This window comes from uncultured Agitococcus sp. (genome assembly GCF_937920075.1).
Classification (GTDB): Bacteria; Pseudomonadota; Gammaproteobacteria; order Pseudomonadales; family Moraxellaceae; genus Agitococcus.
The window spans coordinates 1-10,711 of sequence record NZ_CALETI010000397.1 but is presented as its reverse complement, the minus strand read 5'-3'; the positions used below and the strand labels follow the sequence as shown (position 1 = coordinate 10,711).

The window sequence follows — 10,711 nt, the reverse complement described above, 5'->3', positions numbered from 1 at the left end:
TCCAAAGCATCAGTGAGCCGCGAGTTTTCAACGCTGCATTGTAACTTGACCAATTTGTCGTGCGATATTTTGCTGGGCTATAAGTCTTCATCTCTTTATTTTACAGAATCCCTCAAATCATCGCTATTTGTGCAACAAAGCCACTGGTTAGTCCCAAAGCCTAATCAACAATGGCTTGATGTGGGTTGTGGCAATGGCGCATTTACCCAAATGATAGTAGACCGTTGCGCCCCTAATAGCATAGACGGCATAGACCCAGCCGAAACACAACTTGCTTATGCTCGCAGCTTGCCCCAACTAAGCAACGCCACCTTTCAACAAGGCGATGCCATGAACTTACCCTATCAAAACAACAACTTTGATATTGCAGTCATGCCTTTAGTGATATTTTTTGTGCCCAACCCAGCACAAGGCGTGGCAGAAATGGTTAGAGTGGTTAAGTCGGGTGGCATAGTCACCGCTTATGGGTGGGATTTAATGGGTGGCGGTTTTCCTTATGAAGTGTTACGCCAAGAGCTAAAAATCCGCAATATCAGCGCACCTTTACCGCCAAGCCCTGATGCCAGTAGCCAAGAAAATTTATATCAATAATGGACACAAGCAGGCTTACAACACATTGAACAAAAAGAAATTATTGTCGAGCGCACCTTTAGCAGCTTTGACGAATATTGGTCAATTGTCATGGTTGCCCCCAGTTTAGGTGCAACATTAGCGGCAATGCCTACGGATGATTTATTGGCTTTTAAGGATGCAGTTCGCAATCGTTTAAATATTAACAACAATGGCGAAGTGATTTGTAGTGGTAGGGCAAATGCGGTGAGGGGAGTAGTAGCCTAGAGTTGAATAGTCGTAGATGGGTTGAGGTACAAAACCCATCATCCTCAAAAGGTGGGTTTCCTACGTCAACCCACTCTACAAAAAATAATGGTTAGCAACTAAGTGTAATGTGTATCACTAATTAACTCGCAACACAAACTGAGGATTATCATCGGGTTTTTGATATTGCTCTAAAGTGGTCATATATTGCAAACCTTTGATAATCGAATAGGGCGCACTACGTTGAATAAAGTTGGTTGCCCAAACAGGTTCTTTGCCATTCGGATCAACATAACCCTCAGCTTCCAGTTTTACCTTATTGCCAATAGGCGTCATTTTTAACAACATATCTTCAGCCAACATCCTAATCAATGGCGGTTTTGGCGGAATATAATTCGGCATTGCTTTGACTCTAAAAGTCACATAAGGATGCTTAGCAGAATAAGGTTCAATAATGGTGTGCAAAATCACATCACGATCAGGAATGGTTGGCGGCGCGTTGTGGGCGATATATAAATAATGCTCGGTTTCGCTAACTTTCTTTAACAGTTGAATGTCTTTAATTTGCCAATACCATTTAAAGTAACTATCAAAATCAAACAACACGCGACCAAGCACATCAATAGAAGTATTGAGTGTGGCTTCAACTTTAAACGAACGAAAACGTTTGTCATTTTCTAGTTTGGCATAAGCTTTAATGCCTCGACGAGTATCATCCTTCACAAGACGCCATTCATTACCTAATTGTACGGTAATCTCATCTAAATCATTATCATCATTAGCAAAAGCGTGTGGTATGTGTGTTAAAGAGGTGATTGCCAACAACAAGACCATACTAAATTTTTTAATTTTTGTTATTTGCATTTCTTATAACCTAAGATAAATAATTGAATTATTTTGCGACAAGATAGTAAGGGGAGGCAGAATTAAGTACAAGTGTCATCTGCTTGATTTTAAAAATAAAGATATTTTTTTGTTAAGAAAAGTTTAGCAAACGAGGGGAGGCAGGTGAAGCAGGCCGAGAATACAGCCTGCTTAGTGAGCGTATTAGGCTTGTGGCTCATACCCTAAATTCGGGCTTAACCATTTTTCGGCCATACGCAAATCCCACCCTTTACGCGCTGCATAACTTTCTACTTGGTCTTTATCCAATTTACCGACATTAAAATAGGTACTTTGTGGTAAAGAATAATAAAAACCACTCACCGACGCGGCAGGCCACATGGCAAAGTGTTCGGTTAAACTCATGCCCGCATTGACTTCAGCATCTAATAATTTAAATAACGTGGCTTTTTCGGTATGTTCTGGACAGGCAGGATAACCAGGGGCAGGACGAATACCGACATATTTTTCTTTAATTAACTCTTCGTTGCTGAGGCTTTCATTGGCCTGATAACCCCAATATTGCTTACGCACTCGCTCATGTAAATATTCCGCAAAGGCTTCGGCTAAACGGTCAGCAAGGGCTTGTACCATAATGGCATTATAGTCATCACCCGCATCTCTGTAGGCTCTTGCTTGTTCTTCAGCACCCAAACCAGCAGTCACTGCAAATGCACCGATATAGTCAGGAACTTCGCTAGCTTTAGGCGCAATAAAATCGGCTAAAGAATAATTGGGTTTGCCACTGACTTTGTCACTTTGTTGACGTAAATGATGCAAGGTGTGAATCACTGTTTGGCGTGATTCATCGGCATATACCTCAATATCATCATCATTGACCTGTGCGGCAGGCCAAAAACCAATCACACCATTGGCGGTTAATAATTTTTCACCAATTAATTTATCTAACAAGGCTTGGGCATCGTTGTATAAACGAGTTGCTTCAACACCAACGACTTCATCTTTTAAAATGGCAGGGAACTTACCAGCCAAACTCCATGTGATGAAGAAAGGTGTCCAGTCAATATAAGGACGAATATCGGCTAAAGGCACATCTTTTAACACGGTCACACCCAATTGTTTGGGTTTGGGTGGTGTGTAGTTAGCCCAATCGTGTTGATATTTTTCGGCAATAGATTGTGCGTAACTGAGTTTAGCGGCTTTAGGTTGACGGTTGGCATGACGCTCACGCACTTCAGCATATTCGGCACGACGTTCAGCAACAAAAACAGGTTTCATTTCTGGCGAGAGTAGGGAAGTCGCCACACCCACAGCGCGTGAAGCGTCAGTCACATAAATCACACCATCATTATGATATTGCGGGTCAATTTTTACTGCAGTATGGGCTTTCGAGGTGGTTGCACCACCGATCATCAGTGGAATGTTAAAGCCTTGACGCTGCATTTCACGCGCAACATACACCATCTCGTCTAAGCTAGGAGTAATCAAACCCGACAAGCCAATAATATCGACTTTTTCTTTCATGGCGACATCAAGGATTTTTTCGCAAGGCACCATCACCCCTAAATCAACAATGTCATAACCATTACAACCCAAGACCACACCAACAATATTTTTGCCAATATCGTGAACATCGCCTTTAACCGTGGCCATTAAGATTTTACCTTTGGATTGGCCAACGACTTTTTCGGCTTCAATGTAGGGATTGAGCCATGCCACCGCTTGTTTCATCACCCGTGCCGATTTCACCACTTGTGGCAAAAACATTTTACCTGCGCCAAACAAATCACCCACCACGTTCATACCAGCCATTAAAGGCCCTTCAATCACGTCTAAGGGGCGTTTGCTTTGTAAACGGGCTTCTTCGGTGTCTTCGTTAATAAAGGTGGTAATGCCTTTAACGAGCGCATATTCCAAACGTTTTTCAACCGATTGATTCCGCCATTCTAGAGTTTCAGGCGCAGCGTTATCGTTGGTTTTGCCATGTTCACGGTATTTATCAGCAATGGCTAACAGTTTTTCGGTGGCTTCATTACCGCTTTCACCTTGATTGCGGTTAAGAATCACGTCTTCAACGGCATCTTTTAATTCAGCAGGAATATCGTCATAAATCGCGAGTTGTCCCGCGTTAACAATACCCATAGTCATGCCTTGTTTAATACAGTGATATAAAAACACCGCATGAATCGCTTCGCGGACTGGTTCGTTACCACGGAATGAGAACGACACGTTAGAAACACCACCCGAAATCATTGCATGGGGTAGGTTTTGTTTAATCCAACCAGTCGCCTCAATAAAGTCCACGGCATAGTTGTTGTGTTCTTCAATACCTGTTGCGACGGCAAAAATGTTCGGGTCAAAAATAATATCTTCTGCTGGAAAGCCAACTTCATCAACCAAGACACGATAAGAACGCTCGCAAATTTCACGTTTACGTGCAGCGGTATCGGCTTGGCCTGTTTCATCAAAAGCCATGACAATAATGGCTGCACCATAACGGCGGCACAGCTTGGCTTTTTGCACAAACTCTTCGTGGCCTTCTTTCAGCGAAATGGAGTTAACAATCGGTTTGCCTTGTACACATTTTAAACCTGCCTCAATGATTTCCCACTTGGAGGAGTCAATCATAATCGGCACACGCGAAATGTCGGGTTCAGAGGCAATCAAGTTCAAAAAAGTGACCATTGCCGCTTGCGAATCCAACATGCCTTCGTCCATGTTGATGTCGATAATTTGCGCGCCACTTTCAACTTGTTGTCGTGCCACATCTAAGGCTTCGGCATAGTTTTGTTCACGAATCAAACGCGCAAACTTTTTTGAGCCTGTCACGTTGGTACGTTCACCGACGTTAACAAATAATGAGTCTTTGGTGATGTTATAGGCTTCTAAACCTGATAAACGACAAGCGGGTTCAATCTCAGGAATAACGCGAGGTGCAAGGTCTTTTACGGCATTATAAATGGCCGAAATATGGTCGGGTGTAGTACCACAACAACCCCCAACAATGTTGACTAAACCACTTTGGGCAAATTCACCAACCATTGCCGCAGTTTCAGCAGGGGTTTCGTCATATTCACCAAAGGCATTAGGCAAGCCCGCATTAGGGTGCGCAGAAACGAAAATATCGGCTTTTTCGCTTAATTCTTTAATGTAAGGGCGCATTGCATCTGCACCCAACGCACAGTTAAAACCAATACTTAATAAATCCCCATGACGCACGGAGTTCCAAAAAGCTTCAGCAGTTTGACCCGATAAAGTACGGCCAGACGCATCGGTAATCGTGCCAGAAATCATCACAGGTAAAATAGTGCCTGTGTCATCAAAATATTTTTGTACGGCAAACAAGGCCGCTTTACAGTTTAGGGTGTCAAAAACGGTTTCAATTAACAAAATATCTGCGCCACCATCGACTAAGCCTTTGGTTGCTTCAACATAGTTTTCGACTAACTCATCAAAGGTGACATTACGATAAGCAGGATTATTGACATCAGGCGAAATAGAGCAAGTCCGTGACGTTGGGCCAAGTACGCCAGCAACAAAACGTGGTTTTTCGGGCGTTTTTGCACTCCACGCTAAGGCGACTTGTTTGGCCAAACGCGCTGCTTCCACATTTAACTCATACACCAACGCTTCCATATGGTAGTCAGCTTGTGAGACTTGGGTGGAGTTAAACGAGTTGGTTTCTAAAATGTCTGCACCTGCCGCACAATAGGCATCATGAATTTCGGCAATGACATTTGGCTTGGTTAAGACTAATAAATCGTTATTACCTTTGACATCATCTGGCCAATCGGCAAAACGTGACCCACGATAATCAGCTTCTTGTAATTTATAACGCTGAATCATAGTGCCCATCGCACCATCAATAATCAAAATGCGTTGTTTTAAAGCATCTTTTAATAAGTCAGAACGAGAAGCTGTCATGGTGTATATCTATCAGTCATTAAAACGAGGGCAGCTATTTTAACAAAAATGTCTTCATTTCGCACAAAACAATTATTAATCCTGAGCTAATTACTAGGTTATTAAAAATCAGGTATAATCGGGCAAAATTTTCTATTCCGAGAAGGTTATGAGCAATCTAAACATTAACATTACTGAATCTGCCCAAGCTTATTTGCGTGAATTATTAGCAAAACAAAATAGTGAAGGCATTGGCGTGCGTATTTTTGTTGAAAATGCAGGCACTCCTAAAGCCGAATGTTGTATGGCTTATTGCACCCAAGGTGAAGAGCAAATTGATGATATTCGTTTGCCAATGGAGGGTTTTCCTGCCTATATCGAATTTAAAAGCTCTCCTTATTTAGAAGATGCCGTAATTGACTACAACAAAGACCGTTTTGGTGGTCAATTAACCTTTAAAGCACCCAAATCTAAAGTCCCTTTATTGGGTGAAAATAGTTCACTCGAAGAGCGTATTAACCATGTGTTGTTTAGCGAAATCAATCCTAGCTTAGCCGCACACAATGGTAATGTTAGCTTATTAGAAGTGTATGAAGACACCGAGCATGGTTTAACCGCCGTATTAAAATTTGGTGGCGGTTGTCAGGGGTGTTCAGCCGTTGATATGACCTTAAAACAAGGTGTAGAAACGACCTTAAAAGCGAATATTCCAGAATTGCAACGTGTGACTGATAGTACCGACCACAGTCAACGTGATAACGCCTATTTTAAATAATTCTTTAGGGGCAACCCTTGTGGTTGCCCTTTAATTTCTCTTATCTTTCTCTTTTAACAGTTTTTTGCCTGTTAAAATCTCCGAAACACCAAAACCAAAAAATATTAACGCCATTCCCCACATACCAAATAAATCAAACATGGCTGCACCACGAGTACCATTGAGTTCGCCTAAATCAATCCCATGTTTTTCGGCATCAAGGCCAATATAAATCATGGCAGGAGCCATTAAGACTAAAAAAATACCTAAAATCATTCTAAAAATAGCCATGTGGTTTTCTCATTATATTGATTGGTAGGGGCAACCCTTGTGGTTGCCTTTCATGCCTCGTAGTTAGCTTTTATTTTTGAGTCTTCCTATGCTAAACAGCTTGCCTTAGAGGTGCAACTATCGTCACAGGTGGTGGTGTAACAGGGGCTGCTTTAGCTTTAACAGGATTAACAATAAAATTTGTACCTAATAATATCAGCGTCACGCCTAACACCTTACGAATCGCACGCTCAGGCAAGCGAGAGCTTAATAATGTGCCCACAATAATTGCAGGAATAGAACCCATTAATAACAACATTAATAAATGGGTATCAACATTGCCAGCTTTTAAATGTCCCAAACCAGCAACAAGAGTTAACAACACTGCATGAGCAACATCAGAGCCAATAATCCGAATCATGGGTAGTTTAGGAAACAACAACACTAAGGCCATAATGCCAAATGCACCTGCACCAACTGACGATAAAGTGACAAAAAAGCCTAAAAATATGCCCATTAACACTACCCAACCTTTATGTTTGAGTACAACTTGGCTATGTTCATCAGCACTTAATGCTTCACCAGCAACATCATGTTGGTGACGATTAAAAAAAGCTTCAATTTTTTGTCTAAAAACAATAGAAATGCCTGTTATAACTAACATTCCGCCCAAAATAATCGTTAACAGCTTTTTGTATTCTTTAGCACCACCCATAAAATGCTCTAAAGCCCATGTGGTTGCTAAAGAAGCTGGGATACTGCCTAAACCTAACCAGAACACAATCGGCCAAACAATATTCAGTTTTTTGGCATGCACTAAAGAGCCACAAAATTTAGAAATAGCGGCATACAATAAATCTGTACCAATGGCGATATGTGGTTCAACCCGTAAAAAACTAATGAGAATGGGCGTCATTAATGAGCCACCGCCCACACCTGTTACCCCAACACAAAAGCCAACGACTAAGCCAGCTAAAATAAAATAAAAATCAGGCATGATTAAAAAAGTCTATTTTTGTAAAGAGCGGCTACTGTAACCAATTTCTTATATTGCTAAAATAATTTTTAGCTATATGCTTATAACTAGATGGTATATAGAGAAAAGGTAAAAACGATGAAGTTACAGCAGTTACGTTATATTTGTGAGGTTGCCAGTCATGAACTGAATATCTCCACCGCTGCACAAAATTTATTTACCTCTCAACCGGGAGTCAGTAAACAAATTAGATTGTTGGAAGATGAGTTGGGCGTAGAAATTTTTACCCGTAGTGGCAAACATTTAACGCAAATTACCCCAGCAGGGCAAGAAGTTTTAAAGATAGCACATGAAATTCTGCGTCAGGTAGAAAATATTCGTCAGGTGGGCGAGGAATATAGTAATCCGTATATGGGAAGATTAGCGATTGCTACCACGCACACCCAAGCACGTTATCGTTTACCACCTGTGATTGAACAATTTAGAAAACGATATCCTGAAGTGAGTTTGCATTTACAGCAAGGCACACCGCAACAAATTGCTCAAATGGCCTCTTCAGGATTAGTAGATTTTGCCATTGCTACCGAAGCAATGGAGCACTTTAATAACCTGATTTTATTGCCGTGTTATCGTTGGAATAGATCGGTGGTTGTGCCAAAAAATCATCCACTCACTAAATTGCCACAACTCAGCTTAGAAGCAATTGCCCAATATCCAATTGTGACTTATGTCTTCGGGTTTACAGGTCGTTCACAACTTGATGATGCTTTTAGCCAACACGGTTTAACGCCTAAAGTGGTATTTACGGCAACAGACGCAGACGTTATCAAAACCTATGTTAAGTTAGGTATGGGGGTGGGAATCATTGCCCACATGGCCTATGAACCACATATTGATACAGATTTGGTCGCCTTAGATGTGAGCCATCTTTTTGCATCAAGTACCACCAAAATTGCTTTTAGAAAGGGCATGTGGTTGCGGAGTTTTATGTTTGATTTTATGGCTGCTTTTGCGCCTCATTTAACCAGAGCACGAGTAGAAGCAGCAATTTTGGCAGAAACGACAGAAGAGCGAGAGCAAATTTTTGCCAAGGTTGAGTTGCCAGTTTTGTAGATTTTCCTTCGACTTCGTTTAGGACACATACGGTGGCTGAGCGAAGTCGAAGCCAAATTCTATAAAAAGTCTAAATCTTGACTATTATTCATTAATTCTTTGAGTTCTTCTTTTTCATTAGTCGTGGCATTGAGCACTTCTTTAACAAACTTTAAATACACGGTATAAATGGTTTGGCTACCATCATCTTGGCTCACCACAAAAAACGGCGCACGGTCAACGCCAAGTTTTTTTGCTAATTGCATACCTGCTGATTCAGGGTCACGCTCATCAGCCACTAAAATTTCATTCATAAATTTTAATTGGTCATCAGCTTCCATTTTTGCCAACACTTCACCACATTTTTTGCAAGGCGAGCCATCTGCTAAAATCTTTTTGACCATTGTAATGTGCATTATAAAATCCTCATTATTTAAATCCTCCCCAACCCTCCTTTACAAAAGGAGGGAATTCCCCCTTTCATAAAGGGGGCTAGGGGGATTTTATTACTTAATATTTACCGCATGTAAACCACATTCTTTCTTTGTGGCTTCTTCCCACCACCAGCGACCTTCACGCTCGTGTTGGTTTGGTAAAATAGCGCGTGTACAAGGCTCACAACCAATGCTAGTAAAGCCTTTTTCGTGTAAAGCATTATAAGGCACTTCGTTACTACGAATATAATCCCACACTTGAGCCGAAGACCAGTTAGACAAAGGATTAAACTTAATTAATTGTTTGCCAGCACCACTAAACGCAGCATCAGCTTGTACCACAGGCACAGCTAAACGTGTACCGGGGCTTTGGTCTTTACGTTGACCTGTAATCCATGCATCTAAAGTCGCTAACTTTTTCTTTAATGGCGCAACTTTACGTACGGTACAGCACTCTTTATGGTCATCAGCATAAAAGCTAAACAAACCTTTAGCATTGACCATTTCTTGCACTTGTGCAGATTCAGGAAAACAAATTTCGATATTGACTTTATAGTGATTGCGTACTTTTTCAATAAATTGATAAGTTTCAGCGTGTAAACGACCCGTATCTAAGCTAAATACACGAAATGGCTTGCCCAATTTAGCGGCCATATCAATCAATACAACATCTTCTGCACCACTAAAAGAAATAGCAACATCAGGAAAGTTCTCTAAAGCAAGTGCTAAAATTTCTTGAGGGGTTTTTTCTTCATAATCAGTTGCCCATTGTTGAGCATTGGCATGAGTAATGGTCATGGCTGTTCCTCTATATGTTCGGAAATGGCTAAAAGCTGTTGTACACAGCAATCGTGAAAAACTCTAATTCTAACAGCATTTAGTGATTGCTTGCAGCATTCTATTAAAAACGCTACAGTTCGCCTGTTTTTTAGAGTCTAGAAAAAAGCCTAAAAAATTAACTTTATTACTTAATCACGTGGAGACAACGATGGAAATCGTGTGTTTAGACTTAGAAGGGGTATTAGTCCCCGAAATTTGGATTAACTTTGCTAAAAAAACAGGCATCAAAGCCTTAGAAGCAACAACACGCGATATTCCAGATTATGACGTGTTAATGAAGCAACGTTTAGCTATTTTACAAGAACGTATTATGCAAAATACTCAAAAAATCAGTGCCTCTATGGTTGATACGATTGAGCCAGTTTTAGTTCATGGTCATGCTCGTTTGAACGCTGAGGAGCTGGCAGGAAGAACAGAAAATAATCGCGTGGTGAATTTTGCTGCACCAAAAAATTTATTAGGTCAAATAGTTCCGGTGAAAATAACAGCACATAGAATTACGACTTTACGAGGTGAATGGATAGGAGAATCCTTATGAGAATTGAAGAAGATATTAAGCTGGATTTTAAAGATGTATTGATTCGCCCTAAACGCAGCACTTTAAAATCGCGTTCCGAAGTGAATTTAGTAAGAGAATATCGTTTTAAATATTCCCCTTATCAATGGGAAGGTGTTCCTATTATTGCTTCTAATATGGATCATACAGGCACTTTTGCCATGGCCTCTGTTTTTGCAAAACATAAAATGATGGTCGCATTAGATAAATTTATTTCTCCTAGTGAT

At 40.9% G+C, this 10,711-nt stretch carries 12 protein-coding genes and 1 pseudogene; 7 read left to right on the top strand and 6 right to left on the bottom strand.

What is annotated here, in order from left to right; translation table 11 throughout:
* Positions 1-129 precede the first annotated feature (129 nt).
* Complete coding sequence (locus Q0212_RS13845; RefSeq protein WP_297926531.1) at positions 130-591, top strand: class I SAM-dependent methyltransferase; 462 nt, start codon at positions 130-132, stop codon at positions 589-591.
* Positions 592-681: 90 nt separating this feature from the next.
* A complete protein-coding gene (locus Q0212_RS13840; RefSeq protein ID WP_297926530.1) occupies positions 682-837 on the top strand; it encodes a hypothetical protein in 156 nt (51 codons plus the stop codon).
* Positions 838-954: 117 nt separating this feature from the next.
* On the opposite strand, the gene Q0212_RS13835 is transcribed toward Q0212_RS13840, so the two are convergent.
* Complete coding sequence (locus Q0212_RS13835) at positions 955-1,680, bottom strand: hypothetical protein (protein WP_297926527.1); 726 nt, start codon at positions 1,678-1,680, stop codon at positions 955-957.
* Positions 1,681-1,863: 183 nt separating this feature from the next.
* On the bottom strand, positions 1,864-5,583 hold the full coding sequence (metH, locus tag Q0212_RS13830) for a methionine synthase (RefSeq protein ID WP_297926525.1): 3,720 nt from the start codon (positions 5,581-5,583) through the stop codon (positions 1,864-1,866).
* A gap of 148 nt (positions 5,584-5,731) precedes the next feature.
* Here metH and nfuA point away from each other — a divergent pair, with 148 nt between their 5' ends.
* Positions 5,732-6,337: a Fe-S biogenesis protein NfuA gene (gene nfuA / locus Q0212_RS13825; protein WP_297926523.1), complete on the top strand. Its 606-nt coding sequence runs from the start codon at positions 5,732-5,734 to the stop codon at positions 6,335-6,337.
* A gap of 30 nt (positions 6,338-6,367) precedes the next feature.
* Here nfuA and Q0212_RS13820 read toward each other — a convergent pair whose 3' ends face one another.
* Together Q0212_RS13820 and Q0212_RS13815 are read right to left on the bottom strand one after the other, a co-directional pair.
* Positions 6,368-6,607 (bottom strand): hypothetical protein, encoded by a 240-nt coding sequence (locus Q0212_RS13820; RefSeq protein ID WP_297926522.1) that lies wholly within the window; start codon positions 6,605-6,607, stop codon positions 6,368-6,370.
* 91 nt (positions 6,608-6,698) lie between these two features.
* Positions 6,699-7,583 (bottom strand): sulfite exporter TauE/SafE family protein, encoded by an 885-nt coding sequence (locus Q0212_RS13815; RefSeq protein ID WP_297926520.1) that lies wholly within the window; start codon positions 7,581-7,583, stop codon positions 6,699-6,701.
* Between the two features lie 117 nt (positions 7,584-7,700).
* Here Q0212_RS13815 and cysB point away from each other — a divergent pair, with 117 nt between their 5' ends.
* Entirely contained in the window at positions 7,701-8,675 is a 975-nt protein-coding gene (gene cysB, locus Q0212_RS13810; RefSeq protein WP_297926518.1) for an HTH-type transcriptional regulator CysB, read from the top strand.
* 59 nt (positions 8,676-8,734) lie between these two features.
* On the opposite strand, the gene Q0212_RS13805 is transcribed toward cysB, so the two are convergent.
* Both Q0212_RS13805 and Q0212_RS13800 read right to left on the bottom strand, forming a co-directional pair.
* Positions 8,735-9,070, bottom strand: a complete 336-nt coding sequence (locus tag Q0212_RS13805) for a hypothetical protein (RefSeq protein ID WP_297926517.1) — start codon at positions 9,068-9,070, stop codon at positions 8,735-8,737.
* 90 nt (positions 9,071-9,160) lie between these two features.
* Positions 9,161-9,886, bottom strand: coding sequence for a phosphoadenylyl-sulfate reductase (locus Q0212_RS13800; protein WP_297926514.1), 726 nt, complete (start codon positions 9,884-9,886; stop codon positions 9,161-9,163).
* Between the two features lie 190 nt (positions 9,887-10,076).
* On the opposite strand from Q0212_RS13800, the pseudogene Q0212_RS13795 reads away from it, so the two are divergent.
* The 3 genes and pseudogenes from Q0212_RS13795 to Q0212_RS13785 all read left to right on the top strand — a co-directional run.
* Positions 10,077-10,232 (top strand): annotated as a pseudogene (locus Q0212_RS13795) (bifunctional phosphoserine phosphatase/homoserine phosphotransferase ThrH); the annotation flags it as partial.
* 6 nt (positions 10,233-10,238) lie between these two features.
* Positions 10,239-10,466: a TRAM domain-containing protein gene (locus Q0212_RS13790; protein ID WP_367175998.1), complete on the top strand. Its 228-nt coding sequence runs from the start codon at positions 10,239-10,241 to the stop codon at positions 10,464-10,466.
* The coding region (locus tag Q0212_RS13785) for a hypothetical protein (RefSeq protein ID WP_297926513.1) at positions 10,463-10,711 on the top strand (249 nt) is incomplete at its 3' end. The genes Q0212_RS13790 and Q0212_RS13785, both read left to right, overlap by 4 nt.

What these genes read in the sequence shown, in the direction of transcription:
- Q0212_RS13790 (WP_367175998.1), top strand. Translation starts at nt 10,239, where the DNA reads ATGCAAAATACTCAAAAAATCAGTGCCTCTATGGTTGATACGATTGAG.
- nfuA (WP_297926523.1), top strand. Translation starts at nt 5,732, where the DNA reads ATGAGCAATCTAAACATTAACATTACTGAATCTGCCCAAGCTTATTTG.
- Q0212_RS13805 (WP_297926517.1), bottom strand. Translation starts at nt 9,070, where the DNA reads ATGCACATTACAATGGTCAAAAAGATTTTAGCAGATGGCTCGCCTTGC.
- Q0212_RS13840 (WP_297926530.1), top strand. Translation starts at nt 682, where the DNA reads ATGGTTGCCCCCAGTTTAGGTGCAACATTAGCGGCAATGCCTACGGAT.
- Q0212_RS13800 (WP_297926514.1), bottom strand. Translation starts at nt 9,886, where the DNA reads ATGACCATTACTCATGCCAATGCTCAACAATGGGCAACTGATTATGAA.
- Q0212_RS13815 (WP_297926520.1), bottom strand. Translation starts at nt 7,583, where the DNA reads ATGCCTGATTTTTATTTTATTTTAGCTGGCTTAGTCGTTGGCTTTTGT.
- metH (WP_297926525.1), bottom strand. Translation starts at nt 5,583, where the DNA reads ATGACAGCTTCTCGTTCTGACTTATTAAAAGATGCTTTAAAACAACGC.
- Q0212_RS13835 (WP_297926527.1), bottom strand. Translation starts at nt 1,680, where the DNA reads ATGCAAATAACAAAAATTAAAAAATTTAGTATGGTCTTGTTGTTGGCA.
- Q0212_RS13820 (WP_297926522.1), bottom strand. Translation starts at nt 6,607, where the DNA reads ATGGCTATTTTTAGAATGATTTTAGGTATTTTTTTAGTCTTAATGGCT.
- cysB (WP_297926518.1), top strand. Translation starts at nt 7,701, where the DNA reads ATGAAGTTACAGCAGTTACGTTATATTTGTGAGGTTGCCAGTCATGAA.